Origin of the sequence: Cupriavidus sp. H19C3 (assembly GCF_049393815.1) — a bacterium.
Taxonomy (GTDB): domain Bacteria; phylum Pseudomonadota; class Gammaproteobacteria; order Burkholderiales; family Burkholderiaceae; genus Cupriavidus.
This window is the reverse complement of record NZ_CP184986.1, coordinates 619,413-646,395: the sequence shown is the minus strand read 5'-3', so window position 1 is coordinate 646,395 and position 26,983 is coordinate 619,413. Positions and strand designations below refer to the sequence as shown.

At 68.0% G+C, this 26,983-nt stretch carries 19 protein-coding genes and 3 pseudogenes; 7 read left to right on the top strand and 15 right to left on the bottom strand.

The features are described from left to right. Positions 1 to 22: 22 nt before the first annotated feature. The 3 genes and pseudogenes from DFLDMN_RS22430 to imuA form a co-directional block, all read right to left on the bottom strand. On the bottom strand, positions 23 to 3,430 hold the full coding sequence (locus DFLDMN_RS22430) for an error-prone DNA polymerase (RefSeq protein WP_423200074.1): 3,408 nt from the start codon (positions 3,428 to 3,430) through the stop codon (positions 23 to 25). After that, positions 3,430 to 5,026 (bottom strand): annotated as a pseudogene (locus DFLDMN_RS22425) (Y-family DNA polymerase). Before DFLDMN_RS22425 ends, DFLDMN_RS22430 begins: the two are co-directional and overlap by 1 nt. Beyond that, positions 4,932 to 5,927: pseudogene (imuA, locus tag DFLDMN_RS22420) on the bottom strand (translesion DNA synthesis-associated protein ImuA); the annotation flags it as partial. The pseudogenes imuA and DFLDMN_RS22425, both read right to left, overlap by 95 nt. 232 nt (positions 5,928 to 6,159) lie before the next feature. On the opposite strand from imuA, the gene DFLDMN_RS22415 reads away from it, so the two are divergent. Beyond that, the gene (locus DFLDMN_RS22415; protein WP_423200073.1) at positions 6,160 to 6,480 is read left to right on the top strand and encodes a hypothetical protein; all 321 of its coding nucleotides are present in this window, start codon (positions 6,160 to 6,162) and stop codon (positions 6,478 to 6,480) included. Between the two features lie 132 nt (positions 6,481 to 6,612). On the opposite strand, the gene DFLDMN_RS22410 is transcribed toward DFLDMN_RS22415, so the two are convergent. Beyond that, positions 6,613 to 7,107 (bottom strand): DUF1579 domain-containing protein, encoded by a 495-nt coding sequence (locus tag DFLDMN_RS22410; protein WP_423200071.1) that lies wholly within the window; start codon positions 7,105 to 7,107, stop codon positions 6,613 to 6,615. 319 nt (positions 7,108 to 7,426) lie between these two features. Here DFLDMN_RS22410 and DFLDMN_RS22405 point away from each other — a divergent pair, with 319 nt between their 5' ends. After that, complete coding sequence (locus tag DFLDMN_RS22405) at positions 7,427 to 8,848, top strand: glycerophosphodiester phosphodiesterase family protein (RefSeq protein ID WP_423200070.1); 1,422 nt, start codon at positions 7,427 to 7,429, stop codon at positions 8,846 to 8,848. A gap of 99 nt (positions 8,849 to 8,947) precedes the next feature. On the opposite strand, the gene DFLDMN_RS22400 is transcribed toward DFLDMN_RS22405, so the two are convergent. The 9 genes and pseudogenes from DFLDMN_RS22400 to DFLDMN_RS22360 form a co-directional block, all read right to left on the bottom strand. Beyond that, complete coding sequence (locus tag DFLDMN_RS22400) at positions 8,948 to 10,294, bottom strand: MFS transporter (RefSeq protein ID WP_423200069.1); 1,347 nt, start codon at positions 10,292 to 10,294, stop codon at positions 8,948 to 8,950. A gap of 192 nt (positions 10,295 to 10,486) precedes the next feature. Further along, entirely contained in the window at positions 10,487 to 11,479 is a 993-nt protein-coding gene (locus DFLDMN_RS22395; protein ID WP_423200068.1) for a hydroxymethylglutaryl-CoA lyase, read from the bottom strand. Beyond that, complete coding sequence (locus tag DFLDMN_RS22390; RefSeq protein ID WP_423200067.1) at positions 11,476 to 12,699, bottom strand: CaiB/BaiF CoA transferase family protein; 1,224 nt, start codon at positions 12,697 to 12,699, stop codon at positions 11,476 to 11,478. The genes DFLDMN_RS22395 and DFLDMN_RS22390 overlap by 4 nt, the downstream gene beginning before the upstream one ends. Before the next feature lie 332 nt (positions 12,700 to 13,031). Next, a pseudogene (locus DFLDMN_RS22385) lies at positions 13,032 to 13,952 on the bottom strand (LysR substrate-binding domain-containing protein); the annotation flags it as partial. Then, a complete protein-coding gene (locus DFLDMN_RS22380; protein WP_423200065.1) occupies positions 13,949 to 14,311 on the bottom strand; it encodes a DUF2880 domain-containing protein in 363 nt (120 codons plus the stop codon). The gene DFLDMN_RS22380 and the pseudogene DFLDMN_RS22385, both read right to left, overlap by 4 nt. A gap of 135 nt (positions 14,312 to 14,446) precedes the next feature. Then, the gene (locus tag DFLDMN_RS22375) at positions 14,447 to 17,563 is read right to left on the bottom strand and encodes an efflux RND transporter permease subunit (RefSeq protein ID WP_423200063.1); all 3,117 of its coding nucleotides are present in this window, start codon (positions 17,561 to 17,563) and stop codon (positions 14,447 to 14,449) included. Between the two features lie 6 nt (positions 17,564 to 17,569). Continuing rightward, the gene (locus DFLDMN_RS22370) at positions 17,570 to 18,730 is read right to left on the bottom strand and encodes an efflux RND transporter periplasmic adaptor subunit (RefSeq protein ID WP_423200062.1); all 1,161 of its coding nucleotides are present in this window, start codon (positions 18,728 to 18,730) and stop codon (positions 17,570 to 17,572) included. 2 nt (positions 18,731 to 18,732) lie between these two features. Continuing rightward, the gene (locus tag DFLDMN_RS22365) at positions 18,733 to 20,088 is read right to left on the bottom strand and encodes a TolC family protein (RefSeq protein ID WP_423200061.1); all 1,356 of its coding nucleotides are present in this window, start codon (positions 20,086 to 20,088) and stop codon (positions 18,733 to 18,735) included. A 166-nt stretch (positions 20,089 to 20,254) separates the two neighbouring features. Continuing rightward, positions 20,255 to 20,677 (bottom strand): auxiliary protein of the heavy metal cation-transporting efflux system HmyCBA, encoded by a 423-nt coding sequence (locus DFLDMN_RS22360; RefSeq protein ID WP_423200060.1) that lies wholly within the window; start codon positions 20,675 to 20,677, stop codon positions 20,255 to 20,257. Between the two features lie 385 nt (positions 20,678 to 21,062). Here DFLDMN_RS22360 and DFLDMN_RS22355 point away from each other — a divergent pair, with 385 nt between their 5' ends. Together DFLDMN_RS22355 and DFLDMN_RS22350 are read left to right on the top strand one after the other, a co-directional pair. Beyond that, complete coding sequence (locus DFLDMN_RS22355; protein WP_423200059.1) at positions 21,063 to 21,392, top strand: hypothetical protein; 330 nt, start codon at positions 21,063 to 21,065, stop codon at positions 21,390 to 21,392. A gap of 286 nt (positions 21,393 to 21,678) precedes the next feature. After that, complete coding sequence (locus DFLDMN_RS22350) at positions 21,679 to 21,873, top strand: hypothetical protein (protein WP_423200058.1); 195 nt, start codon at positions 21,679 to 21,681, stop codon at positions 21,871 to 21,873. Positions 21,874 to 21,894: 21 nt separating this feature from the next. Here the strand turns inward: DFLDMN_RS22350 and DFLDMN_RS22345 are convergent, their stop codons facing one another. Both DFLDMN_RS22345 and DFLDMN_RS22340 read right to left on the bottom strand, forming a co-directional pair. Then, the gene (locus tag DFLDMN_RS22345) at positions 21,895 to 22,767 is read right to left on the bottom strand and encodes a sensor histidine kinase (protein WP_423200057.1); all 873 of its coding nucleotides are present in this window, start codon (positions 22,765 to 22,767) and stop codon (positions 21,895 to 21,897) included. A gap of 98 nt (positions 22,768 to 22,865) precedes the next feature. Continuing rightward, positions 22,866 to 23,531, bottom strand: a complete 666-nt coding sequence (locus DFLDMN_RS22340; RefSeq protein WP_423200055.1) for a response regulator transcription factor — start codon at positions 23,529 to 23,531, stop codon at positions 22,866 to 22,868. A gap of 204 nt (positions 23,532 to 23,735) precedes the next feature. Here DFLDMN_RS22340 and DFLDMN_RS22335 point away from each other — a divergent pair, with 204 nt between their 5' ends. The 3 genes from DFLDMN_RS22335 to DFLDMN_RS22325 all read left to right on the top strand — a co-directional run bounded on the left by DFLDMN_RS22335 (position 23,736) and on the right by DFLDMN_RS22325 (position 26,969). Further along, positions 23,736 to 24,110, top strand: a complete 375-nt coding sequence (locus DFLDMN_RS22335) for a response regulator transcription factor (RefSeq protein ID WP_423200054.1) — start codon at positions 23,736 to 23,738, stop codon at positions 24,108 to 24,110. 130 nt (positions 24,111 to 24,240) lie between these two features. Further along, the gene (locus tag DFLDMN_RS22330) at positions 24,241 to 24,720 is read left to right on the top strand and encodes a (2Fe-2S)-binding protein (RefSeq protein ID WP_423200053.1); all 480 of its coding nucleotides are present in this window, start codon (positions 24,241 to 24,243) and stop codon (positions 24,718 to 24,720) included. Continuing rightward, the gene (locus DFLDMN_RS22325; protein WP_423200052.1) at positions 24,717 to 26,969 is read left to right on the top strand and encodes a molybdopterin cofactor-binding domain-containing protein; all 2,253 of its coding nucleotides are present in this window, start codon (positions 24,717 to 24,719) and stop codon (positions 26,967 to 26,969) included. Before DFLDMN_RS22330 ends, DFLDMN_RS22325 begins: the two co-directional genes overlap by 4 nt. Positions 26,970 to 26,983 lie beyond the last annotated feature (14 nt).

Below are 26,983 nucleotides of genomic sequence, written 5' to 3'. Positions count from 1 at the left end.
ACAGTGCAGACGACCGCGGACCTCAATGAAAATCGCGGCTATCCGCCATCAGCCGCCCGAGCAGCGGACTCAGGTCGACCAGTTCCCTGGCCACGAGGTGCTTCACCTCGCCCTGCCGCTGCCAGGTCCCGATCACGCCCAGTAGCCGCGCGCCCAGCACCTCCTTGCGCTGCCGCTCGACCAGGTCCGGCCAGACGATCACGTTGACCGGGCCGGTCTCGTCCTCGATCGAGATAAAGATGGTGCCGCTCGCCGTGGCGGGCCGCTGGCGCACCGTGACGATGCCGCAGGCGCGCACCATGCGGCCATTGGCCAGGCGGCCGAGCTGGCTGGCGGTGATGTATTTGAGCCGGCCCAGACGCTCGCGCAGCAGCGTAAGCGGATGGCATTTGAGCGACATGCCGAGGCTGGCGTAATCGGCGATGACATCCTCGCCCAGGCGCGGTGCCGGGAGCTCCAGCGCGGCCTCGTCCGGCGCCGCCGCGTGCAGCAGGTCGCGATGGGCGCTCTGCAGGGCCGCCGCGCGTGCCTGCCAGCGGGCCTGGTGGCGATGGCCGGCCAGCCTCGCGAGCGCATCGGCGGCGGCCAGCACATCGATATCGTGGCGATCGAGCGCGGCGCGCAGCGCGAGGTCTTCCACGCTGGCGAACGGGCGTTGCCGGCGCGCGTCTTCGATGCGGTGCGCGGCATCCTCGCGCATGCCCTTGACGCGATCGAGTCCGAGCCGCACATCGCGATACGGCCGCCCCGGCCGCCGCGCTTCGAGCGTGCTTTGCCACGCGCTGAGGGTCACGTCGGCGGGCAGCGTGAGCACGCCATGGCGCCTGGCGTCCTGCACCAGTTGCGAAGGGGAGTAGAAGCCCATCGGCTGACTGTTCAGCAGCGCGCACAGGAAGGCATCGGGATGATGGCACTTGATCCATGCGCTCACATAGACCAGCTTGGCAAAACTGGCGGCATGGCTTTCCGGAAAACCGTATTCGCCAAACCCCTCGATCTGCTTGCAGATGGCCAGCGCGAACGACTCCGGATAGCCGCGCGAGGTCAGCGCCCGCACCAGCGCGTCCTGGTGCTTGCGCAGATCGCCACGGCGCCGCCACGCGGCCATCGAGCGGCGCAGCTGGTCGGCTTGCCCGGGCGTGAAGCCGGCCGCATCGATGGCGAGCTGCATGACCTGCTCCTGGAAGATCGGCACGCCCAGCGTGCGGCCCAGCACGCGCCGGATTACGTCGTTGAAGTAGGTCGGCGGCTCCTGCCGCTCGCGCAGCGCCTCGCGCCGCTTGAGATACGGATGCACCATGCCGCCCTGGATCGGGCCCGGCCGCACGATCGCCACCTCCACCACAAGGTCGTAGTACTGGCGCGGCTGCAGGCGCGGCAGCATCGACTGCTGCGCGCGCGACTCGATCTGGAACACGCCAACGGTATCGGCCTTGCAGATCATGTCGTAAGTCTGCGGATCCTCGTCGGGCAGGTCCTCCATGCGGCATGGCAGATCCGGCCGGTCGGGATGCGGGATCATGGCCAGCGCGCGGCGGATGGCCGTCAGCATGCCGAGCGCCAGCACATCGACCTTGAGCAGCCCCAGCGACTCGAGGTCGTCCTTGTCCCACTGGATCACGCTGCGATCCGCCATGGCCGCGTTCTCGATCGGCACCAGCCGCGACAGCTTGTGCCGCGCGATCACGAAGCCGCCCACATGCTGCGACAGATGGCGCGGAAAGCCGCGCAGCTGGTCGCTCAGGCTGGCCCACTGCTGCACGGCCGGGGCCTCGGGGTCGAGCCCGTAGCGCGTCAGCCGCTGCACGAATTCCTTGCCGCTGTCCCACCAGGCCTGGCCCTTGACCACCTGCTCGACCACGCTCGCATCGATGCCGAGCGCGCGGCCCACGTCGCGCAACGCGCTGCGCGCGCGATAGCTGATCAGGGACGCCGCCAGCGCGGCACGATGGCGGCCATATTTGCGGTAGATGTACTGGATGACTTCCTCGCGCCGCTGATGCTCGAAGTCCACGTCGATATCGGGCGGTTCGTCGCGCTCGCGCGAGAGAAAGCGGCCAAACAGCAGGTTGGCCTGCGCCGGACTGACCTCGGTGATATGCAGGCAGTAGCAGACCAGTGAATTCGCGGCCGAGCCGCGCCCCTGGCACAGGATGCCTTCGCCGCGCGCGAAGCGCACGATATCGTGCACGGTCAGGAAGAACGGCTCGTAGTGCTTTTCCTCGATCAGAGCGAGTTCGTCCGCGAGTTGCTGTTCCCATGCCGGCTCCAGCCCGGCGGGAAAACGTTCGCGCTTGCCGGCTTCCACTTCCTGGCGCAGATATTCGATCGGCGTCAGGCCATCCGGCACCAGTTCCTCGGGATATTCGTAACGCAGCGTGCCAAGCGAGAAATCGCACTGATGGGCAATCGTCAGCGTGCGTGCCAGCGCCTCGCGCGGATACAGCCGCGACAGCACCTGGCGCATGCGCAGGTGTGCCTCGGCATTGGGCGCGAGCGCATGACCGCACGCCGGCAAAGGCTGGCCCAGGCGGATCGCGGTCAGCACATCGGCCAGCGGCTTGCGCGAACGCACGTGCATGGTGACGGCGCCGGTGGCTACCAGCGGCACGCCGGTCTCGTCCGCCACCGCCTGCAGGCGCGCGCGATGCACGGCATCGGCGTGGCCCTGCAGCAGTTCGAGCGCGAGCGAGACGCGCGTCCCGAAGGTGTCGCGGCACCAGCGTGCCTGCGCGCGCAGCACATCGGGATCGGCGCAATAGTCGGGCAGCAGCAGCACGAGGCAATCGGGCATGCCGCGCAGATGGGCCTGGGCGGGATCGGGATCACTGAAATCCGACGGATACAGCAGATAGCTGCCCTTCTCCGCGCGGCGGCGGCCCAGCGTGATCATCTCGCTGAGATTGCCGAAGCCCTCGCGGTTGCGCGCGAGCACGACCAGGCGGGGTGGCGGCAGCGCGTTTGCCTCGCGCCCCGTCCCTTGCTCCGTCCCTTGCCCCTTGTCTTGCTCCGCGTGGCGCGCCGGGCCGCTCAGCGTAAAGCGGCTGCCGACGATCAGGTTGAAGGCATCGGCCGCGGCCGCGCGCGCGTGCAGCCATTGGCGATGGCTTTCGCGCGCGTCTTCATCGTCGCTGCCGTCGCTGCCGTCGCGGTCTTCGTCATCTTCATGGTCTTCATTCGCTTCGTGGCGCACCACGGCTTCGCGCATTTCCTCGCGCAGCACCTTCAGCGCATGATGCGCGCGCGCGGTGCCGGCCACCGAGCATTCGTCGGTCAGCGCCAGGCCGCCGTAGCCAAGCTGGAAGGCGCGCTCGATCAGCTCGGCCGGATGCGAAGCCCCGGTCAGGAACGTGAAGTTGGAAATGCAGTGCAGCTCCACGTAGTCTGGCAGCGAGGCGGACAACGAGCGCAGCAGCGAAAACGTCGACATCAGGCAAACAATCCATGCAGGAACCAGCGATACTCGCCGCCCGCGTCCTGTCCGTCGCGCGCGGGATGCCCCGGCCGCTCGCGATACAGCCAGCAGCGCAGGCCATCGGCACGCTCGGCAATAAAGTAGTCACGCGTGGCCAGGCCACCGTCCCACCAGCCGGCCTCGATGCGCTCGGCCCGGGTCAGCACGACCAGCGGGCCTTCATGGACGGGACGATGGCGTTCCACGCGCAAGGCCAGCGGCGCCTCCAGCAGCCATAGCGGCCGTTCGGGCACGACGCCGGCTGACGGCGCATGGCCGCGCGCGGGGGCCTCGTCGACCGGACACCAGCGATTGGCGCGCTCGGGGCGATGGTCGGCCAGCGGCTGCGGCTGCAGCACGTTGTCGCGGCCCAGCCGCGCCGTCAGCGTGTCGAGCAGGCGCGCCAGTTCGGCCGGCTCGGCGGCGGGATCCGGAAACAGCGTCTGGCTGCGCGGCAGGCACGCCGTCATGGTCTCCACGGTCAGCGTCAGGCCGCCCACGGGCGCATGGAAGCGGATCTTGTCGAGCTTCTCGCGCAGCAGCCGCGACAGATGCACGGGATCGCGGCTCGGCTGCGCCAGCGCCAGCGGCACCGGCGTGCAATCCATCTCCGTGCCCAGCCGGTAGCGCTCGTGCTCGAGCATCAGCACGCAACGCGTGACGCCAGCCTGCAATGCCGCCAGCCAGCCTGACAGCGCCAGCAGCAGGCGCTGCGCACCGGCCAGGACGCCCTCGGCCGATTCGATGCGGCCCGGCAGCTCCATGCGCTGCGTAAACGTGGGCGGCGCCTCGAACCATGCAAAGCCCGACGGCGCATCGCCATAGGCCTGGTCGAGCCGCGCCAGCAGCGCCGGGCCCAGCCGCCGCGAGAGCCCCGCGCGCGGCAGGCGGCGCACCTGCGCAAGCGTGCGGCAGCCAATGCCGTCGAGCCACTCGGGATCGACCAGGCTCTGCAGGCATTCCACCGGCAGGCGGTCCAGCAGGCGCTTCATGCGGGCCGCCTGCAGCGCGCGCCGCGCGGGCCGCACGATGCCGCGCGCGGTACGTCGCAACGGCTGGCGCGCGAGCCAGGCGGCCCCTTGCGCGGTGGTGCCGGTACCGATCTGCGCGATGGTGCCCAGTTGCCGCACGCGTGCGCGCACCGCGCGGCACAGCGCGCGATGGCCGCCGAACAGGCGCAGGCTCGCGGTCACCTCGAGCATCACGGTGGCCGCCTCGGGTTCTTCGTCGACGGTCACGGCCGGCGTGAAATGCAGCAAGGTCAGCGCCACCGAGGTCATCAGCCCCGCTTCGGCCACGACATCGCGCTCCAGCTGCACCACCTCCGCCGAGAGCGCCTGCACGCCGCCGCGCCGCATGCCGTGACGCACGCCGAGGGCCATCGCGCGTTCATTGGCCAGCACCACGCACTCGTGCTCGAACACCGCCACCGGCAAGGTGTGGTGGAGCGTGCCGGCGGACTCAGGCCAGTTGGGGGCGCAGTGCGTCCAGCGGCAGGCGCGGCAGGTGCACGGCGATCCAATGGACCGGCAGCAGGGTCGGCAAGGGCGGGGTCAATTTGGGCTGCGGCATGAACAGGGCCTGGCTCGCCGGCGGACATGGCAGCGGGGGCCACCGCAGGAGTGGGACGCCCCGGGGCATGCGCCATGCCGGTCAGCGGCAACAGCAGCGGCGTGTCCCGCACGGGACCGCGCCGCTTATGAAAAACGATCGACAGGACATTGCCCGGCAAGGGCGTCAGCGCCAGCCGCAGCACGGCCGGGGACGATTCGTGCAGCGACTTGCGCGAACGCAGCGCCCACACGGCGGTATCGCCCGCCTGCGCCAGCACCTGGAGCCGGCGCAGCGCCTCGGGCCGGGCGCCGGCCAGCCACACCAGGACCGCGCCAAAGGCCTGGCTGCGCAGCATCTGCTCGGCGGCCCACAGCATGTCGGCGCGGCGCGAGGCCTGGGTGGCACCCGCCGGCGCGCGCACCCAGAACACCTGGCGCGCCGGCAGGTGGCCGGCCAGCGCCATCGCGTTGGGCAGATAAGGCGGATTGACGAAGCCGATGCGGCGGCCCGTGGCCGCGAGCGCGCGCAAGGCCGGCATCAGCAGGCGCAGCTCGCCCGCGCCATCCTGGCTCAGCAGCAGTTCGGTCACGGCACCCGCGGGCCAGCCGCCACCCGGCAACTCGGCGGCAAGCGCGTCGTAACCGGTCGGCCATACCGCCTGGCGCCCGGCATGACCGAGCTGCCCGGCTCGCCACAGGCCCGGATAGCGTTGTTCGAGGTCCGCCACGGCTGCGCGCTTATCTGCCGCGGATGCGGGCACCGGTGTGTCGGGTGCCGCGGACGGATCGGCAGACCCGCCGGCCACGGTCGACAACGTGGACGCCGGAGACGCCGGAGACGCCAGGGACGCAGGGGATGAAGCGAATAAGGGCGGCAGATCCTCCGCCTGGGGCGGGGCTGCGTTCGGTTGCGCAGTCATTGTGCTGAAGACACCTCATCCGGAGCGGACGGGCATCGAATTTCTCTCAATAACTGTATATTTATACAGTATCGAGGCCGGTGCAAGCCCGGCGTGCGACAAGTGGAACCGGCTTCGCCTGGCAGGCATCCGCGCGCGCGTGCCATGTAACCGTTCGGGCGGCCAGATTCCGAATGCAAACAAATGTCACGCAGGATTGGCTTCCGGCGCGCAGTGGGGAACAATGCCCGCCATGAAACGGAATACGCGCGAATGCGTACATCTCCTGGTGGCCGGCCTGCAGCGTCAGGGGCCGCTGCGACGCGACCAACTCGCCGAGGCCAGCGGCCTGACGGCGGAGGAAACCACGCGCGCGCTCAAGGCCGCACGGCAGATGTGCGTGGTCGACCATGTCCCGCACGCACCGGACGCGCTGCCGGACGGGGTCTACTACAACCTGACCGGCCGCCCCCTGCCGCCGGCACGCCGCAGCACGCGCGTGCCCCCCGCCCCTGCCGACCGCTTCCAGGCCCTGCTCGACGCCTGGAACCGCGTGCCCGCCTGCGATAGCTAATCCTGCCGCCGCGCGGCCACGCCCGGGATGCGCGGGCCCGCGCCGGGCCGCCCGACCTCCCCGGGGCATTCCCCTTCAAGGGTTCACGGCTCGCGGCCCGCAGCCCGCAGTTCACGGTTCACGGTACACCGTTCACGTACGCCGATATTCGGCCTGCATGATCTGCGTCCATTCGCCGTCGTCGCCCTGCATGAACGACGTCAGCGTGCGATGGTTGTCGTCGCGGAAGGCGATGACGTCGCGGTATTTCGCCATCTTTCCTTCGACAACCTTGCCATCCGGCGAGAACGCGGGACCATCCGCGCGCAGCGTCAGCGTACGCCCGTCGGCTTCGAGGTCCCCTTCGTAGACCCACATATGGGTCATCATCGAGCCGATAAAGGTGCCCACGAAATGCTTGCGGGCCGGATCGTAGCCCAGCGTCATCATGGTGACGCCATGCCCGCACCCCGGCATCTCGCCCTCCGCACGGCCCTGCACCCAGACGTCGCCGATCGCGTTAACCTGCTCGGGCATCTGCCATTTCTGCGGCGGCGCATCGGGTTCCATGCGGACCTCGCCTTCCGCTATCCAGTTTCCTACCAGCTTTGCCAGCCAACGGTGTTCAGGGGTCGCTTCGGTCTTCATCGCAGCCATCTCCTTGGTTGTGTACAGCGTACACAATCTTAGGAAACCGATCGGCTGCTGTCCAGCGACATGACGCAATTGTCATCCTGGGCGCTTCGTCAACAGTGCCGTCCTATCGTGTCCTTCTAATTCGACGGCAGCGTCTCGGCCATACATCACCCATCCATCACCCATCCCGCCCGGCCCGCATCCATGGTCCCGCTTCACGTCGCTGACATAAAGCGCCCCGACCATGCGGCCGAAGCGCGGGAGGCGGCGAAGGGCCGTGCGGCAATCGCTCGCGCTGGTCTTCCCTCCAACAAGTCAGTGAGCGACCCACATGATTCGAACCAGAAAAAATGTCCCTCAACCTGCGCGGCTCCTGCTCGCCTTGGCCGGTGCGCTGGCGCTGGCCGCGTGCGGCGGCGACGGCGACCCGCAAAACCCCGCCTCGCCCGTCACCACGCCGAGCGCGCTGAAGACGCTCGACGGCAACCCGCCGCTGGTGATCGGCCATCGCGGCCTGCCCGGCCTGTTTCCGGAAGAAACCGAGGTGTCGTACGAAGGCGCCGCCAATGCCGGTGCCGACTCCCTCGAGGAAGACCTCCACCTGAGCAGGGACTGCGTGCTCGTGGTGCGCCACAACCCCTGGCTCAGCGACAACACCAACGTGGCCGAAGTGGCACAGCGCAACCCGGCCGTGGCTGCGCGCCAGCGCACCGTGCCCGGCGTGATGGTCAATGTGTCGTGGACCACCGGCCCCGGCACGGGCCCGTCGCAATACCTGAGCGACCTGACCGATCCGGCCGATCCGACCTCGGTACTGAAGTCGCTCGTGGTCGATGGCGAGGACCACACCAACGACTGGTCGATCACGGACTTCACCGTGGCCGAACTCAAGCAGTGGATCCGCGGCACCACGTACGACGCCAAAGACGTGCGGCCGTCCGCGTTGAACGGCCAGTTTCCGGCGCTGACCATGCAGGAGGTCTACGATCTCGCGCGCGCCAAGTCCGCCGTGACGGGGCGCCAGTTCACCGTTTATCCGGAAGCCAAGAACCCGTACTGGAACAATGCGCAGGCGCGCGCCAACGGTTGCGACACGGCCGGCACCGGCCATCCGTTCGAGGACGCGATCATCAGGTTCCTCAACGACAACGGCCTCAACAGCAAGGCCGCGCCGATCTTCCTGCAGAGCTTCGATCCGGCCAGCCTCAAGTACATGCGCGCAAAGGGCGTGGCCACGCGCATGGTGCAACTGATCGACGGTAACGCCGTCAACTACAGGACCGGCGAGATGATCTACGAGACCAGCGACGCCTACGCGTTCGTCGACGGCCGTCCGTACAGCTGGACCGTCGCCGGCGATCCGCGCTGGTTCGGCGAGATGCTGACCCCCGCCGGGCTGGCCGAGATCAAGACCTATGCCGATGGCATCGGTCCGTGGAAACCGCAGGTGTTCGCGTGGAAGGTCACGCCATGGAAGGACACCAATGCCGACGGCACGCCGTACACGGGAGCCCTCGGCGACGTGAACTCGGTCGAGCCGACCCGCCTGATCGCCGATGCGCACCAGGCCGGCCTGTTCGTGCATCCGTACACGTTCCGCAACGAGGCCCGCTACCTGCCCGGCAAGTACAAGGGCGACCCGGTCGGCGAATACCTCGACGCGTTCCGCGCGGGCGTGGATGGCGTGTTCACCGACTTCAGCAATACCGCGGTGCAGGCGCGCGCGCAGTACCTGAAGGAAACCGGGCGCTGACGGCCTCACGCACGCATCGACCGGCCCGGCGCCGCCGGGCCGGTCTGCTTGTCGCGCCGGCTTTTCCAGCCGATTTTCTGGCGCGCTATTTCCGGCCCGTTACTGGCCAACCTCGTCGCGCCGGCGCAGTTGCTCCGGCAAGGCCCACAGCAGCAGTCCCGCGCAGATCAGCGAGAGCGCGCCGATCACGTACAGCGCCGGCGTGGTGCTGCCCGTCACGTCCTTGATGCGGCCCACCATCACCGGGCTCACGATGCCGCCGAGCTGCCCCAGCGTATTGATCAGCGCAATCCCGCCCGCCGCGCCGGCACCGGTCACCAGCTTCGGCGGCAAGGCCCAGAACGCGGGAATCGAGGCCACCACGCCCGCGCCCATCACCGCCAGCGCCACCACCAGCAGCACGGTCTGCTGGTCGAACACCCCGGCGGCAAAGAAGCCGGCGGCTGCCGCCACCAGCAGCGCGGCCACGAACTTGCGGCGTTCGCCGGTGGCATCGGACAGGCGCCCCACCACCACCATGCAGAGCGCGCCACAGATATACGGCACCGCCGTCAGCAGGCCGATGGTGGTCGGGTTGGTCGTGCCCGCGGTGCGGATCAGGTGCGGGGCCCAGAAGTTGAGGCCATACGATGCCACCTGGATCAGGAAATAGATCAACCCGAGCTTGAGGAATCCCGGCGTGCGAATCGCGCCAAGAAACGAATGGCTGCCGATATGCCGGTTCTGGTGTGCGATCTGACCGTTGAGCCAGGTCTTCTCCGCCGGCGACAACCATGGTGCATCCTCGATGCGGTCCTTGAGCACCCTGAGCACGAGCAAACCCAGCGCCACGCACGGCAGGCCGCCCAGCACGAACAGCCAGTGCCAGCCGCGCACGTCCAGCACGCCGTCCATATGGCTGAGCACAAAGCCGGACACCGGCGCGCCGAACAGGCCTGCAAACGCGGAGGCGAGGAACAGCATCGACGTGATGCGGCCACGCCGCGCCGCCGGGAACCACAGTGTCAGGTAATAGAGCACGCCCGGGGCAAAGCCGGCCTCCATCGCGCCGATCAGGAAGCGCAGCCCATAGAATTGCCATTCGTTCTGCACGAACACCATCAGCGCGGTGGCAAGGCCCCACGAGATCATGATGCGCGCTATCCAGCGCCGCGCGCCCACCTTGTACAGCATCAGGTTGCCCGGCACCTCGAACAAGACGTAGCCGATCACGAACAGGCTGGCGCCGAGACCGTACGCGGTATCGCTGAGACCAAGATCGCCCTGCAGCTGGAACTTGGCAAAACTGATATTGATGCGGTCGAAGAACGCAAACAGATAGCAGATCATGATCAGCGGCATGATCCGCCAGGCCACGCGGCGCATCGTGGCGCGAGGATCCACCGCGCCGGCGGCGCGATCGGACGTGGGAATAGCGTCGGACGCGGTAAGCGTACGGTCCATCATCGTCTCCTGAAGCTGGGCCCCTGTTGTTCCTCCAGGGGTCGTCGTGCCGCGCGGACGGCACGTCAAACGTTGCACAATTAGTCAGTCAGATCGGCTACACCAGATCGGGCACATCGGATCGGCACATCGGACAGGTCGCACCCGGTCGTCGCATCCGGTCGTCGCACCCGGTCGTCGCATCCGGTCGTTGCGTCAGATCGTGGCGACATAAGCGGGAGCCGCATGCAGGTCGGCGTTGCGGCCGGCCTTGGCCACCTGCCCCGGCACGTCGTGGCCCAGCAGCACCGGCAGCGTGCGCGACAGTGCGATGGCGCCCACCAGATCGATGCCGGTGGCGACACCGCTCTCCTCGCACAGGTTCACGAGGTCCTCGGTGCAGATATTTCCCGACGCGCCCGGCGCAAACGGACAGCCGCCCAGGCCACCGAGCGAGGCGTCGAAGCGCCGTGCGCCGGCCGCCGCAGCGGCAAGCACATTGGCCAGCCCAAGGCCTCGCGTATCGTGGAAATGCAGTGTCAGCGCGCCCACCGGTACCTTCATCAGCACCTTGCCGACCAGCCGCTCCACCTGGCGCGGATGCGCCATGCCGGTGGTATCGGCCAGCGTAATGCCGTCGAAGCCGAGATCGAGATAGCGGTCGACAAGGTCGAGTACGCGGCCTTCGTCGATGCGGCCCTCGAACGGACAGCCGAACGCCGTGGCCACGGTGCCGTTGAGCGTCGGGCCGTCGCCGCCGGGCAAGGCACGCACGAGGCGGACGATATCGCCAAAGCCCTGCAGCGAGCTCGCGCAACTCATGCGCATATTGGCGCGGTTATGCGTCTCGCTCGCCGACATCACGAGGTTCAGTTCGTCGGCCGCCGCATCGATGGCGCGCTCGGCGCCACGCACATTGGGCACCAGCGCCACATAGACCACGCCCGGCACCCGCCGCATCCCCTTGAACACGGCCTCGCCATCGCGCAGCGCCGGCACCGCCTTGGGCGACACGAACGAGCCGGCCTCGATGCGCGTAAAGCCAAGCGCGGACAGGCGATCGATCAGCGCGATCTTGTCTTCGGTGGAGACCCAGCTCGGTTCGATCTGCAGGCCGTCGCGCGGCGACACTTCCTGCACCACGAGGGCATCGGGCCATGCCGCGCCCGTCAGCGGCAGCGTTGGCGTGGGCAGCGTACGCGCGTTCATTGCACGGCTCCCATGGCACGCAGCGCGGCCACGTCGCCCGCGGCAAAGCCGAGCTCGGCCAGCACTTCGCCGGTATGCTCGCCGAGCGCCGGGCCCTGCCAGCGCACTTCGCCCGGGGTCTCGGACAACTTTGGCACGATGCCGGGCATCTTGACCGCGGTGCCGCCGGGCAAGGTCGCATCGAGCAGCATCCCGCGCGCCGCATAGTGGGGATCGGCCACGATATCGGCCACCGAGTAGATGCGACCGGCGGGAATCTCCGCGGCTTCGAGCGCGGCGAGCGCGCTGTCCATGGTGTGCTGCGCGGTCCAGGCCCCGATGGCCTGGTCGAGCATGGCGTTCTGCGCGACCCGGCCGTCATTCCTGGCGAGCGCCGGATCGTCGGCCAGCCCGGGGCGGCCGATCACATGCATCAGGCGGCGGAAAATCGGATCGCTGTTGCCGGCGATCACCACATAGCCGCCGTCCCGCGTGCGATACGTGTTTGACGGCGCGATGCCCGGCAACGATCCGCCGCTGCGCTCGCGCACATGGCCGAGCAGGTCGTACTCGGGCACCAGGCTTTCCATCAGGTTGAATACGCTCTCGACCAGCGAGACATCGACCACCTGCCCGTCGCCCTTGCCGGTCTTGACGCGCAGCACCGACATCAATGCGCCAATCACGCCATGCAGCGACGCCAGCGAATCGCCGAGGCTGATGCCCGCGCGGGCCGGCACGCCGTCCGCTTCCCCGGTGGTATAGCGAATGCCGCCCATCGCTTCGCCGATGGCGCCAAAACCGGGGCGATCGCGATACGGGCCCGACTGGCCATAGCCGGAAATCCGCACCATGGTCAGCCTGGGATTGCACTCATGCAGCACATCCCAGCCGAGGCCAAGCTTCTCGAGCGCGCCGGGGCGCATGTTCTCGATCAGGATATCCGCGCGCCCGGCGAGTTCACGCACGATCGCGATGCCTTCGGGCGACTTGAGGTTGACGCAGACGGACTTCTTGTTGCGCGCCTGCAGGTACCACCACAGCGACGTGCCGTCATGCAGCTTGCGCCATTTGCGCAGCGGATCGCCATCGTTGGGGGCTTCGATCTTGATGACTTCGGCGCCGAATTCGGCCAGCATGCGGGCCGCGAAGGGTGCGGCGACAAGGGTGCCGATCTCGAGCACGCGAATACCGGCAAGCGGTCCGCGCGCGGCGGCCGTGGGGAGGGAATTCCCGCTCATGAATCTGTCTCCGGACTTGTTTTGGTAACTGTCCGGCACAGGTTAGCGGCGGCCCCGCGGCACTGTCCAACCGCAATTCGGGGACAGGCGTTCGCCAAACGCGAACGCCCGGAAAGCTTTCGGAAAGGTTCGGCGGCGCATGCGTGCAGACCGCCCGGCGGCGCTCAGGAACGCGAACGCATGGCCTTGCTCCGCAAGGTCTCCGGCTTTGGTGCTGGCTTTGGCGCCGGCTTTCGTGCTGCCTTTGCAGCGGGCATTGGAGCGGGCGGCGGCGGCGATGCTGGCGTGCGCTCCGATACCGGCACATCGGTGCTTCCGGTCACCGGCGGCGGCGCCGCCACGGCCTGCTCGACGCTGCCGAGATAGTCGTACAACAGGCGTGCCACCGGTGACAGCGCGGCAAGGTCGCGCACCACCATGCGCAGCTCGCGCGCGGCCCATGCATCGGTCAGCGTGACCGCCACCAGGCCGAGCGGCTTGCCCAGCGCCTCGTACACCGCGAGCGGAATCACGCCCACGCCCATGCCCGCCTGCACCATGCGGCAGACCGCATCGAAGCCCGGCACATGGATGCGCATGCGCAATGGCTTGCCAGCCTGGCGGGCCGCGGCATGAAAGCGTGCATTGATGGAGCTGGCCGTATGGAGGCCAACAAATTCGCTGTCGAGTGCATCGGAAAAGCGCATCGCCTTGCGGCGCGCCAGCGGATGATCGGCGCGTGCCACCAGCACGATCGAGTCGCGCCGGTAGAGCACATGCCGCAGGCCGCGCATGTCGGTCTCGCCGGCGCAGATGCCGATATCGACCAGGCTGTCCGCCACCGCCTGCACGATGCCGCCGCTCGGCCGCTCCTCCAGCTCGATACGAATGCCCTCGTGCAGCTGCATGAACCGGCGCAAGTCCTCCGGCAGGAATTCGACGATGGCCGACAGGTTGGCCATCATGCGCACATGGCCGCGAATGCCCTGCGCATGCTCGGCCAGTTCGATGCCGATCTTCTCGACATCGAGCAGCACGCGCCGCGCGTGATGGAGCAGCGCCTCGCCCGCCGCGGTCAGCGTCATGCCGCTGGCCTTGCGCACGAACAGATCGAGTCCGAGCGTCTCCTCGAGCTCGAGCAGCCGCTTGCTCGCCGCCGACACCGCGATCGCTTCGCGTTGCGCCGCGCGCGTCAGCGTGCCCTCCTCATGCACCGCGAGAAACAGCTGCAGCGTTGTGAGGTCGAGGCGGCGGATCAGCTGGCCGATATTCATTGCGGCAGGCGCACCTTCGGCACGATGAAGGTGTTACCCGGCGCGCGCATGACGTCGCACTGCGCCTCGCCCTTGCGGGGCGCGCCGTCGGCCGGGACGAACTCCACCGCGCCGACCACGCTGTACGCGTCCTCCGCCACGCGGCGTGTGGTGCTGCCGAGCCAGCGGAAACGCTCGGGGTTGGGCAGCCTGGCCTGCACCGCGCGCATGCAGGCCACTGGCGCTTCGGGCGCCTCGGGCTTGCCGCCGCGCTGGCCGAGTTCGATATTGACAGGTGCGTCCGCGGCAAACGCCGCGGCCGGCACGCTCGCGGCGGCAAGCACCAGCAAGCGGGTCAGCCGCCGGGCCAGCGATGTCATGTGGGATCTCCCATGAAAAAAGGCCGGCAACAAGGCCGGCCCGTGACAGATTGGATGGAAACAGGTTCGGGGCCGTCGGAGGGCATTTTACGTCCTTGCCCTCCAACGTGCTCCGGGCCCGCCGGTGCGCGAGTCTTACACCGACATATCCCTTGCCTCCGGCTTGCGGTCGTCGAACCAGCGGTACAGCACCGGCACCGTCACCAGCGTGAGCAGCGTCGAGGTGATGAGCCCGCCGATCACCACCACCGCGAGCGGGCGCTGCACTTCCGAGCCCGGACCGTTCGAGAACAGGAACGGCACCAGGCCCAGCATGGCGATGGTCGCGGTCATCATCACCGGACGGAAACGCTGCGTGGCGCCCCGCACCACGCTATTGCGCAGCGACATGCCCGACTCGCGCAGCGAGCGGATATACGACACCAGCACCACGCCGTTGAGCACCGCAATGCCCCACAGCGCGATAAAGCCCACCGAGGCCGGCACCGACAGGTATTCGCCGGTGACGAACAGCCCGATGATCCCGCCGATCGATGCAAACGGCAGCACCAGGATGATCAGCGTGGCATAGCGCAGCGAGTTGAACAGCAGGAACAGCAGGAAGAAGATCGCGGCGATGGTCAGCGGCACGATGATCTGCAGATGGCCCATGGCGCGTTCCATGTTCTGGAACTGGCCGCCCCATTCGAGGTAGTAGCCCTCGGGCAGCTTGACCTTGGCGGCGGTCGCGCCCTGCAGTTCGGCCACAAAGCCGCCGAGGTCGCGATCCTTCACGTTGATCATCACCACCACGCGGCGCTTGGCCATTTCGCGGCTGATCTGCGCCGGGCCGTCGCTGACCTCGATCTTCGCCACGCTCTGCAGCGGCACCTGCACGCCGTCCGCGGCCGGCACCAGCAACTGGCGGATGGCCTGCACGTTGTCGCGGAATTCCTCGGGCAGGCGCACGGCCGCGGCAAAGCGGCGCTCGCCCTCGAAGATGTCCGTGGCGCGCTTGCCGCCGATGGCGATCTCGATGATGTCGTGGATGTCCGAGACATTGAGCCCATAGCGCGCAATCGCCTGCCGGTCGATCTCGATCGACAGGTATTGCTGGCCGGAAATGCGCTCGATGCGGATATCCTGCGAGCCCTGGATGCCGCCCGCCACGCGCGCGACTTCGCCGGCCAGATCGCGCAGCTTGTCGAGATCGTCACCGAAGATCTTGACCGCCACGTCCGAACGCACGCCGCTCACCATTTCGTCGACGCGATCCGAGATCGGCTGCGCCATCACGATCTGCACACCCGGAATCGCCTTGAGCTTGTCGCGGATGGCATTGGCGATATCGTCCTGCGTCCACCCGTCGGGCCACTCGTCACGGTCCTTGAGGCTGGCGATCGGCGTGGATTCGTTCTGGCCCTGCGGGTCGGCCGGGCTTTCGCCACGACCCACGCCGGAGACCACGCCCTTCACGCCGGGCACCGACAGCACCAGCTGGTTGGCCTGCTTCTCGAGCTTGATCGACTCTTCCAGCGAGATGTTGGGCACGCGGTCGATGGCCGGCACGATCGAACCTTCCTTCATCTCGGGGATAAAGGACGTGCCGAGCAGCGGCACGATCGCGAGCGTGGCAAGGAACGCCACCACGGCGCCGATCACGGTCTTCCTGCTGTTGGTCAGGGACCAGTGCAGCAGGCGCAGGTAGGCGCGCTTCATCACCGCGATGACCTTGGTCTCGTGGTCCGCGCCGCCCTTGAGCAGGTACGACGACAGCACCGGCGACAGCGTCAGCGACAGCACCAGCGAGATCGCCAGCGCGATCGAGATGGTGAAGGCGAGCGGCGCGAACATCTTGCCTTCCATGCCGGACAGGGTCATCAACGGCAGGAACACCAGGATGATGATGCCCACCCCGACGATCACGGGCGTGGCCACCTCCTTGACCGCGCCGACCAGGATCTCGGTCCTGGTCAGCCCGCTCTCCCTGGCGTGCCCCAGCCGCTCGAACGCGTTCTCCACCACCACCACCGAGCCGTCCACCATCAGGCCGATCGCGATGGCCAGCCCGCCCAGCGACATCAGGTTGGCCGACAGGCCGATGCGGTTCATCACCATGAAGGTCAGCAATGGCGTGAGCACCAGCGTGGCCAGCACGATGATCGACGAACGCACGTCGCCGAGAAACAGGAACAGGATGATGACCACCAGCACCACGCCTTCGAGCAGCACCTTGGTCACGGTCCACAAGGCCGCGTCCACCAGTTCGCTACGGTCGTAGTACGGCACGATCTGGAGCTTGCCCGGCAGCATGCCGCGCTCGTTGATCTCGGCCACGCGCGCCTTGACGCGACTCACCACCTCCTTCGCGTTACCGCCGCGCATCATCATGACGATGCCGCCCACGGCCTCGGTCTGGCCGTTCTTGACCAGCGCGCCCTGCCGCACCTCGTGCCCGATCGTGACTTCCGCCACATCGCGCAGGTAGACCGGCGTGCCGTTCACCTCCTTCATCACGATGCTCTGGATGTCCTCGACACCGCGCGCCAGACCGACGCCGCGGATCAGGTACTGCTCGGCGTAGTGCGGCAGCACGCCGCCGCCCGAGTTGGCGTTGTTGCGTGCCAGCGCCTCGTAGACCTGCTGGATGCTGATGTGGTAGTGGCGCATGCGCTCGGGATTGACCAGTGCCTGATACTGCCGCACGTAGCCGCCCTGCGAATTGATTTCCGCCACGCCGGGGATCGACCGCAACAGCGGACGCACCACCCAGTCCTGCACGATGCGGCGCTCCGCGAGTTCTTCCTGCGACAGCTCTCTGGTGCCGTCGTCGGCACGGTCGAGCGTGTACTGGTAGACCTCGCCAAGGCCGGTCGAGACGGGACCGAGCACCGGTGTCACGCCCTCCGGCATGCGCCCGGTCACTTCGATCAGCCGCTCCATCACGAGCTGGCGCGCAAAGTAGACGTCGGTCTTGTCGGTGAACACGAGCGTGATCAGCGACAGACCCGCCTTGTTCAGCGAACGCATTTCCTCGAGCCCGGGCAGGCCCGTCATCGCCATCTCGATCGGCACCGTGACAAAGCGCTCGACTTCTTCCGGCGAGCGGCCCGTGGCCTCGGTAGCGATCTGCACCTGCACGTTGGTCACGTCCGGGAACGCATCCACCGACAGCTTGCCGGCGGCGCGCAGCCCGAAAAAGAACAGCACCACCGCGATGACGCAGACCACCAGCCGCTGCTTGATGGCGGCTTCAACTAGGGATGTCACCATGGCTGCTTACCCCTGTTCCAGGCGCTTGCGCTCGTTGTCCAGGTGGAAGGCGCCCTCGACCACCACACGGTCGCCTGCCTTCACTCCGCCCAGGACCACGCGCATGCCGTCGCTCTCGCTGCCCAGCTTGACCTTGGTCAGGCGGAACTGGTGATTGGGCATCTCCACGTAGACCGACTCGTCGTTGCCGTCGCGCACCACCGCGGACTCGGGCACCACCAGCTGCTCCACGGCCTTGCTGGCGATCAGCATGCTGGCCAGCATGGCGGGCTTGAGGCGCCCGTCGCGGTTTTCCAGCTCGGTACGCACGAGCACCGTGCGCGACTGCGGATTGACGGTACGGCCCACATAGATCAGCTTGCCCATGATCTGGCCGGCCCCCGGGCCATTGCCAAGCGAGGGCACCTCGATATTGACGCTCTGCCCTTCCGCAACCTGCGCGGCCTGCTGCTCGGGCACTTCCGCCACCACCCATACGCGCGACAGGTCGGCCACCGTATAGAGCGCATCGGCGGGCTGCACCACCTGGCCCTGCGCCACATTGCGCTCCACCACGGTGCCGCTGATGCTCGAATACACAGGCGAGTACGAATCGATGCTGCCGCTCCTGGCCAGTGTGGCAATCGCGGCTGGCGACATGCCCAGCACGCGTAGCTGGTCGCGATAGGCGCGCATTTCCGCCGAGGCGATGGCGTATTCGCTTTCGCGGCGCTGCAGTTCGCCACGGCCGATCACGTCGGCCGCAAACAGCTGGCGCGCGCGCTCGGCGTTGCGGGCCTGCAGGTCGCTCTGCGCCTCGGCCTTGAGAAAGGACATCTGCACCGCGCCGAGCTCGCTGCTATGCAGCCGCGCCAGCACCTGGCCGGCCTTCACTTCCTGGCCCAGTACGGCGTAGAGGTCGGTGACGCGACCGGTCACGCTGGCGCCGATGCGCGATACGCGTTGCTCGTCGAAGTCGATGCGGCCGGCCACGCGCAGCATCTCGCTGAACGGAGACGTGGCGACCGGCGCCACCTTGAGGGTGGCCAGCAGGTTGGCTTCCGGCTGTACCAGTCCCGGCGGCAGCCTGGCGGGAGCGGGCGCGGTCTCGGCCTCGCGCGAACAACCGCTCAGCGCCAGCACCAGGGCCGCGGCAGCCGTGAAGGAATAAAGGAAATTGGGACGCATGATCAGTTGGAAATCCGGGGAGTGGGCGACGACGGCATCGGTCCGGTAGCACTACCGGGCGCCGTGGACAAGAGCTTTTCGATCTGGATGGCGGCCACCTGCATGTCGTACTGGGCGGCGATCAGTTCGTTGCGCGCGTTGCGCAGCACGCGCTGCGCGTCGATAAAGTCGAGAATGCCGCGCTCACCGAAGCGATACGCCGCCTCGGCCACGCCCAGCGCCGATTCGGCCTCGCGCACGATGCCCGATTCGAGGGCGGTGACCTGCGCCTGCGTGATCTCGTACTGCCGATAGGCGGTATCGAGTTCCTGCAGGAGTTCGAACTCGCGCGCCTCCAGCGCGGTCTGCGCCTGGGTGGCCTGCGCGGTGGCTTCTCCCACCGGACCGCTGCGGCGATCCCACAGCGGAATGGTCAGCACCAGCCCGATCTGCGACACGGTGTTGTCGGGCTGGCGGTCGGTCTGCGCGCGCACCGCGACCTCGGGCCAGCGCAGCGAGCGCTGATAGTCCACGCCCAGGCGTGCCCGCTCGAGCTCCATGCGGCGTTGCGTCAGTTCCGCGTTGTTGCTGGTCATGGTGTCGCGCAGGATCTGCAGCGTCGGCACGTCGGGCCCGTTGCCAAGCGTGCCGGCCACGTCGAAGCGCGCCGGCATGGCCCCGCCCACCTGCTGGCGCAGGCTGGCCTTGGCCTGGTCCACGCGCAGCTCGGCCGTCTGCAGCGTCTTCTGCGCCGCCAGCAGTTCGGTCTCGGCCTTGATCAGTTCATAGCGCGGGGCCTCGCCCACCTCCACGCGCAGGCGCGCGCGGGAATGGATCTGGCGCATCATTTCCAGGTCTTCGCGGGCCGCGTTGAGTTCGGATTCGCGGCGCAGCACCTGGTAGAACGAGGTCTTGACGCGCGCGGCGAGCTCGGAGCGAAACGCCTGCCGCTGGGCCTGCGAGGCCTCCAGGCCGCGCCCGGCCATGGCCTCGCGCAGGCTGCGCTGCTGCGGGTAGTCGAACTTCTGCACCACGGCATAGGTGGGCGCGCTGCCGCTCGGCACGCCGGCCTCGCGGCCATGCAGGCGGCCGTACATCAGCTCCACCTGCGGGTTCGGATAGGCGCGCGCGGTGGAGATGGCGGCGCTGGCGGCGTCCACATTGGCCTGTGCGGCCTCCACGCCTTTGTTGGTGGACTGCGCCAGGGAAAGCAACTGCGTCAGGTCGAAAATCGTGACACCGGGTGCCACGTAGGCCGGTGGTGTCTGGACCGGTGCGGGCGTGGTAGCCGGCGCGGCGGGTTGCGTGGGCTGCGCCCATGCGGTGCCCGCGACCAGCGACAACGACGCCGCCCAGGTCAGCGTTATGTTGGTCTTCATGTCGGAAGCAATCGAGCAAAACGGCTGCCCGGCGCTCACCCACGACGGATACCACCCGGCGTGCCAGGGGCACTACGGGCGCAAGCGACACATGGGGGCGCGGCAGGCAATGATGCGATCCACCGCGACGCCGGACGAGCGGCGCGCGGCGGATGCCAGGAGCATCTCAGGCGCGGGGATTGGGTGGCCTGAGCAGGCCTTCGGGTCGGCTGGCCAGGCGCCCGCCGACTGTTGCCACGTAAGGGGCTTCGGGAAACTCGACAGGCGGGATCACCGGCAGCACGAACAGCGCGCTGGACTCCTCGATCTCGTCGAGCAGGTCCAGCGGGTCAAGCAGGTCGGCCGACCAGATATTGCAGTAGCCGGGCGGCGGCGCGTTGTCGAAGTAGGTCGCTTCGGCCTCGAGCGGATCGTCGCCGGGCAGTTCCACCGCGTCGATCACGCCTTCGTCGAAGGCCGCATCCATGACGTCGCCCGCCGACATGCTGGCCGCGATTCCCGGTGCCGCGTCGGCGCGCGTGTCCGCCGCTGCCGAAAAGGACAGCGCGGACAGGCACAGGGCAGTCAGCAGGAAAACGACAAAACGCATGAACGGGGGCGGCGTGGTGCGTATGGGGTGATCGATGGGGCGACGTATCGGACGATGTTTCGGACGATGTTTCGGACGATGTTTCGGACGATGTTTCGGACGATGTACCGGCCGAGGTACCGACCAAGGCACCGACCGAGGTACTGACCGATGTACCGACCGATGTACCGACCGGATAGGACCGGTGCCCGGTTACGGAGCGTGCGCCACCGCATTGCTGCGGCACAGCATTGTAACCGAACGCAACAATTGACCCTGCAGCATCGCAGGAGTTCCTTGGCGTCACCTCCGGTACACTCGCGACTATTGCCGCTCCCGGCAGCCGCGGCGTGCACGCGCTGCCCAGATTTTGATCACAATGCCCCGGTTTCTCCGTTTTTCCCTGATGGCGGCTGTCTTTGCCGTCGTGACGCCCGTCGTGCACGCACAGGTCGCGCAAGGGATCGATATCACCTGCGACCCCAATTCCCATACCGCCGGCAACAGCGCGGAGCGCCTGATCTGCGACCACGCACTGCTCTCCATGGGCTATCGCCGCATATTTACCGATCAACAACGGCTATTACGCGAGCAGAAAATCGGCGAGGCCGATATTGCCGCCTTCCGCAGGCAACGCGATGCCTGCACTACGCTCGACTGCCTGGACACGGTGTTTTCCGAATGGAAGCAGAGCACCGCCGGCATCAAACCTAGCCGGGCCGTGGTCCGGCCCTGACCGCCCCTGCGGCCGCACGGCGGCGCAGCAAAATGACGTGGCCGCACGATGGTGGCCTCCGGCGACCGGGCTCGGCCGCGGACGATCTTCCCTCGACCGGCAAATCCGATATTCCGACCCCGCGGACGGAAAGCGCGCGCGCGTAACCCGGTTATCGTGACGCCCGGTGCACCCGCAAACTATTGGTACCCCCTATCGCTGGCATTCGAAATCGGTCTTGGACCCAATAGCAGAACGGGTCCATGCTGTAGCCATCGGTTTCGTCCCACCTGTCATGGAGTTAAAAATGAAGCGCTCGCTTCTCAGTATCGTCGGCGTCGCCACCCTGCTTGCTTCTGTCTCGGCGTTCGCCGGTCCCGACTGGACCGTCATCGAGCGTGCGCGCGCCGAAGCGCGCCGCCAGCAGACGGCACAGGCCCAGATGCAGAAGCAGGTTCAGGAAGCCCAGCGCGTGCTGGGTTCGCAGGGCAAGGCGGGCTAAGCGCCGGCTCGGCGCTACCGCTCACGCCAGCGCTGGCGTTTGCCCTGCCGCCGCGACCGGCGGCAGGGCAAACGCCACGGTAGTCCACCCCAGCGTCGAGCGCGCCGTCATGGTGCCGCCGTGGGCCTCGATAATGCCGCGGCAGATCGCGAGCCCCATGCCCATGCCGTCGGCACGCGTGGTGAAAAACGGATCGAACACGCGCGGCAGGTGCTGCGGATCGATGCCGGCCCCGTTGTCGCGCAACTCGAACCACACCGCGCCGTCCGCCGTCCGTCCGCCGACATGCACCAGCCCGGGACGGTCCGCCGTGCCGGGCAGCGCCTGCAGGGCATTGGTCAGCAGATTGAGCATCACCTGCTGAATCTGCACGCGGTCTCCCAGCACTTCCGGCAGCGCGGCCGGCACGTCGACCTCGATGTGCGCCGCGCGCGCCAGCAACGCCGCCGGCACCAGCGGCAACATCTCCTCCCACGCGGACCGCAGCGATAGCGACGCGATCCGGCGCCCTTCCCGTCGGCTCAGCGCCCGCAACCCGCGCACCACGCGCTCCGCGCGCTCGGCTTCGCCGCGCACGCGTTCGAGCGACTCGGATACCTCTTTCAGGTCGACCGCATCGCGCGCCAGCCAGCGCAGCGACGCGTCCGTTTCCAGCGATATCGCCGCCAGCGGCTGGCGGATCTCGTGCGCGATGGCAGCGGCCATTTCGCCGAGCGTGGCCACGCGCCCGGCATGCGCAAGCATGTCCTGCAGGCGCGCGCAGGCCGCGCGCTGCTGCCGCATGCCGCGCCGCGCCGCACGCAACTGCCACGCCAGCCATGCGGCTGCCAGCGCCAGCGCGCCTGCCATGACGCTCGTCACCACGGTCATCGCCACATGCATTGTCACAGTCATCGCCATCGTCATCGCCACAATCGGCGCCACAATCGGCGCCACAGCCAGCGCCACAGCCAGCGCCACAATCGGCGCCGAGATGCCGGCCAGCAGCGGCGCTATGCCAGACAGGCCGAGGCGCGCCGCACGCACAGCGCATCGGCCATCGTGACCAGCTCGGCAAACGACGCCGCCTGCATCTTGCGCATCACCTGCCCGCGATGGATCTTGACCGTCGCCTCGGTAATGCCGATCACGCTCGCCACCTGCTTGTTGAGCAACCCCGCGGTGGCCAGCGACATCACCTCCTGCTCGCGCGGCGTCAGCTGGTCGAAGCGCCCGCGCAGTGCCCGCACGCGCGCTTCCGCCACGCGCCGCTGGCGGTCGCTCGCCAGCGCGTGATGCACGGCATCGAGCAGCTCCTGGTCACGAAACGGCTTGGCGATGAAATCCGAGGCGCCGCCCTTCATCGCGGCCACACCCATGGCGAAGTCCGCATAGCCGGAAATGAACACGATGGGCACCGGATGCTGCCGCTGGCGCAGCCGCGCCTGGATCTCGAGCCCGCTCATGCCGCGCAGCCGCACGTCGAGGACCAGGCAGGTCGGGACCTCGGGCGGCGTCATCGCCAGCAGTTCCTCGGCTGTGGAGAGTGCCTCGTAACGCAGGCCCACCGAGCGGAACAGGTTGGCCAGGGCCTTGCGCATGGCGGAGTCGTCGTCGACTACCAGCACGAGTCCGTCACCGGCCGGGCCGGGTTCACTTGCTGCGGCATGGAAAGTCACGGTTCCCCCTTCGTGTCACGGACAGATGACCGGATATTGTTTTCAGCAGACTGTGAAGAAAATGTATGACGCCGGAACGCCGCCCGCCACAAAAAGCGTAGCGCGCCTTCACCTTGGTGGTAGTGCGCGCGCACCGTGGTGGTAGCGGCGCACGGCGCGCGAGCGCATACATTGGCGACATGGCCTTGCGCTCCCGGATATCCCATGCTGGCTTTGCCGCGCCTGATCTCGGTAGTGGATGACGACGCTGGCGTCAGGGCCGCCCTTGGCAACCTGATTCGCTCGCTCGGCCTGACCGCGGCACTGTTCGCCACGCCGGAAGCGTTCCTGCAGTCGCCGCTGCTGGCCCATACCGCGTGCCTCATCTCCGATGTCGAGCTGCCCAACATGTCCGGCTTTGCCTTGTACGAGTCGCTGCGGGCGGCCGGCCACGAGATGCCGGTGATCTTCATGACCGCCGCGTCGGACGAAGGCTTTCGCGAGCGCGCGGCCCAGATGGGCGCGGCCGCGCTATTCGAGAAGCCGTTCCTGCCCGACGCGATGATCGGCTCGATCGCACATGCTCTGCTAACGCCTTGAGCTTGATCAACCACCCCCAAAGGAGAGACTGCATCCACCGAAAGTTGCGAATCGCCGCGACACATCTGCCCTACCATCGGCTCACGCCGGCGCCCACCGGCATCCATCCCCATCAGAAGAGGCTGCCCCCATGCGTTACACCCTGAAGATCAACGGCACCAGCCGGACCGTCGACGTGGACGGCGATACCCCCCTGCTCTGGGTAATCCGCGACGTCCTGCACATGACCGGCACCAAGTTCGGTTGCGGCATGGCGCTATGCGGCGCCTGCACCGTGCACCAGAATGGACAACCGATCCGCTCGTGCGTGACTCCGGTACAGTCGGTGGGCACGGCCGAGATCACCACCATCGAGGCGATCGGCAAGACCCCGGCGGGCGCGCGCATCCAGGCCGCATGGCTGGCCCACGACGTGCCGCAATGCGGCTACTGCCAGTCCGGCCAGATCATGTCGGCCACCGCGCTGCTCAAATCGAACCCGCATCCGAGCGACGCCGATATCGACGCCGCCATGTCCGGCAACATCTGCCGCTGCGGCACCTATGCCCGCATCAAGGCCGCCATCAAGGAGGCGGCGACGGGCAACACAACCGCGAAGGTGGCAGCATGACGACCAGCCTTCCTTCCCATGCGCCGACCGACGGCCCAACCGACGGCCCAACCGACGGCCCCACCGGCGTGCCGAGCGATGCCCGGCCCGATGCGCCCGCATCGTCCGCGCGGCGCCTGTTCCTCGTCGCCAGCGCGGCCGCCGGCGGCGGTCTGATGATCGCCGCCCATCTGCCAATGTTCGTGCCGGATGCCGCGGCCGCCACGCCGGCGGCCGCACCGGTGTTCAAGCCCAACGCCTTCGTCACCATCGCGCGCGATGGCAAGGTCACGGTGACGGTGCCCTATACCGAAATGGGCCAGGGCACGTACACCTCGATCCCGATGCTGGTGGCCGAGGAACTCGAGGTGCGTCCCGAAACCATCGCCGTGGTCCCCGCGCCGCCCGACGAGCAGGTCTACGGCCACCCGCTCTACAAGCTGCAGGTGACCGGCGGCTCGGCCTCGGTGCGCGCCGCGTGGCCGCAGATGCGCGCCGCCGGCGCCACCGCGCGCGTCATGCTGATCCAGGCCGCGGCGCAACGCTGGAACGTGTCGCCCGATACGTGCCGGGCCGAGAACGGCCAGGTCATCCATGTCCCGACCGGCCGCAAGCTGGGCTATGGCGCGCTGGTCGACGCCGCCGCGAAGGTGCCGGTGCCGCACGACGTGGCGCTCAAGCCGCCGTCGCAATACCGGGTCATCGGCAAGTCGGTGCATCGGCTCGATGCCAGGGGCAAGGTCGATGGCAGCGCGAAGTTCGGCATCGACGCCGTGGTGCCCGGCATGAAGGTGGCGGCCGTGGCGGCCTGCCCCGTGTTCGGCGGCAAGCTGAAGAGCGTGGACGACAGCAAGGCGCTCGCCGTCAAGGGCGTGCGCCAGGTGGTCAGGCTCGACGACGCGGTGGCGGTGGTGGCCGATCACAACGGCGCCGCCAAGAAGGGACTGGCCGCGCTCGCGATCCAGTGGGACGAGGGCCCCAACGCGGCCTTCTCCAACGCGGCGTGGGCCAGCCAGCTCGAACAGGCGCTCAAGAGCAAAGGCCAGGTCGCGCACAACACCGGCGATTTCAGCAAGGCGGTCGGCCTCGGCGCCCGGCGCGTCGATGCGGTCTACCTGGCGCCGCCGCTGGCGCATACCACGATGGAGCCGATCAACTGTACCGTGCATGTGCACGACGGCCGCTGCGAGATCTGGGTGGGCAGCCAGGCGCCGGCACGCGCGCAGCAGTTTGCGGCGCGCGCCACCGGCCTGCCGGTGGAGAAGGTTACCGTCAACAATTTCCTGATCGGCGGCGGCTTTGGCCGCCGGCTGGAAGCAGACTACGTCGAGCAGGCGGCGAAGATCGGCACGCAGGTGAAGCACCCGGTCAAGGTGATCTGGAGCCGCGAGGAGGATATCCAGCACGACATGTACCGGCCGTTCTTCCGCGACGAAATGTCCGCCGTGCTCGACAAGAGCGGCCGCGTGATGGCGCTCAGCCATCGCTTTGCGGGTTCGGCGGTGATCACGCGCTATGCGCCGGTGTGGGTCAAGGACATCGATGGCGATGCCATCGAGGCCAGCGAAACGCCCTACGACATCCCGACCAAGTATGTGGAGTTTGTGCGGGCGGAACCGCCCGCTGGCCTTGGCACCGGCAACTGGCGCGGCGTCGGCCCCACCCACAACGTGTTCGTGACCGAGGGCTTTATCGACGAACTGGCCAATGCGGCGGGGCAGGATCCGGTGGCATACCGGCGCGCCATGCTGGCCAGACAGCCGCGTGCGCTGGCGGTACTCGACCTCGCGGCGCAGAAGGCCGGCTGGGGTAACAAGCTGCCCGCCGGCAGCGGCATGGGCGTGTGCGTGGCGGACGCCTGGGGCAGCTACGCGGCAGCGGTGGTCGAGGTGGCGGTCAGCAAGGAAGGCCAGCTTGCGGTCAGGCGCATCGTCACGGCGGTGGACTGCGGGCAGGCCATCCATCCCGATGGCGTGATCGCGCAGACCCAGAGCGGCCTGGTCTACGGCCTCACGGCCGCCCTGTACGGCAAGCTCACCATCGAGAACGGCCGCGTGATGCAGAGCAATTTCCACGACTACCAGGCCCTGCGCATCAACGAGATGCCCGTCATGGATGTGCACCTCGTGGCCAGCGAGGCCACGCCGGGCGGTATGGGCGAACTCAGCACGGTGGTGGTCGCACCGGCCCTGCTCAATGCCGTGCATGCCGCCACGGGCAAGCGTTTCCGCACCTATCCGCTGCCCGCCGACGCCCTCAAGACCACCTGACGACGGAGCCCCCA

Bases quoted from the DNA above. Each gene is read 5' to 3' on its own strand.
- DFLDMN_RS22430 (WP_423200074.1), bottom strand. From the start codon at position 3,430: ATGTCGACGTTTTCGCTGCTGCGCTCGTTGTCCGCCTCGCTGCCAGAC.
- DFLDMN_RS22415 (WP_423200073.1), top strand. From the start codon at position 6,160: ATGAAACGGAATACGCGCGAATGCGTACATCTCCTGGTGGCCGGCCTG.
- DFLDMN_RS22410 (WP_423200071.1), bottom strand. From the start codon at position 7,107: ATGAAGACCGAAGCGACCCCTGAACACCGTTGGCTGGCAAAGCTGGTA.
- DFLDMN_RS22405 (WP_423200070.1), top strand. From the start codon at position 7,427: ATGATTCGAACCAGAAAAAATGTCCCTCAACCTGCGCGGCTCCTGCTC.
- DFLDMN_RS22400 (WP_423200069.1), bottom strand. From the start codon at position 10,294: ATGATGGACCGTACGCTTACCGCGTCCGACGCTATTCCCACGTCCGAT.
- DFLDMN_RS22395 (WP_423200068.1), bottom strand. From the start codon at position 11,479: ATGAACGCGCGTACGCTGCCCACGCCAACGCTGCCGCTGACGGGCGCG.
- DFLDMN_RS22390 (WP_423200067.1), bottom strand. From the start codon at position 12,699: ATGAGCGGGAATTCCCTCCCCACGGCCGCCGCGCGCGGACCGCTTGCC.
- DFLDMN_RS22380 (WP_423200065.1), bottom strand. From the start codon at position 14,311: ATGACATCGCTGGCCCGGCGGCTGACCCGCTTGCTGGTGCTTGCCGCC.
- DFLDMN_RS22375 (WP_423200063.1), bottom strand. From the start codon at position 17,563: ATGGTGACATCCCTAGTTGAAGCCGCCATCAAGCAGCGGCTGGTGGTC.
- DFLDMN_RS22370 (WP_423200062.1), bottom strand. From the start codon at position 18,730: ATGCGTCCCAATTTCCTTTATTCCTTCACGGCTGCCGCGGCCCTGGTG.
- DFLDMN_RS22365 (WP_423200061.1), bottom strand. From the start codon at position 20,088: ATGAAGACCAACATAACGCTGACCTGGGCGGCGTCGTTGTCGCTGGTC.
- DFLDMN_RS22360 (WP_423200060.1), bottom strand. From the start codon at position 20,677: ATGCGTTTTGTCGTTTTCCTGCTGACTGCCCTGTGCCTGTCCGCGCTG.
- DFLDMN_RS22355 (WP_423200059.1), top strand. From the start codon at position 21,063: ATGGCGGCTGTCTTTGCCGTCGTGACGCCCGTCGTGCACGCACAGGTC.
- DFLDMN_RS22350 (WP_423200058.1), top strand. From the start codon at position 21,679: ATGAAGCGCTCGCTTCTCAGTATCGTCGGCGTCGCCACCCTGCTTGCT.
- DFLDMN_RS22345 (WP_423200057.1), bottom strand. From the start codon at position 22,767: ATGACTGTGACAATGCATGTGGCGATGACCGTGGTGACGAGCGTCATG.
- DFLDMN_RS22335 (WP_423200054.1), top strand. From the start codon at position 23,736: ATGCTGGCTTTGCCGCGCCTGATCTCGGTAGTGGATGACGACGCTGGC.
- DFLDMN_RS22330 (WP_423200053.1), top strand. From the start codon at position 24,241: ATGCGTTACACCCTGAAGATCAACGGCACCAGCCGGACCGTCGACGTG.
- DFLDMN_RS22325 (WP_423200052.1), top strand. From the start codon at position 24,717: ATGACGACCAGCCTTCCTTCCCATGCGCCGACCGACGGCCCAACCGAC.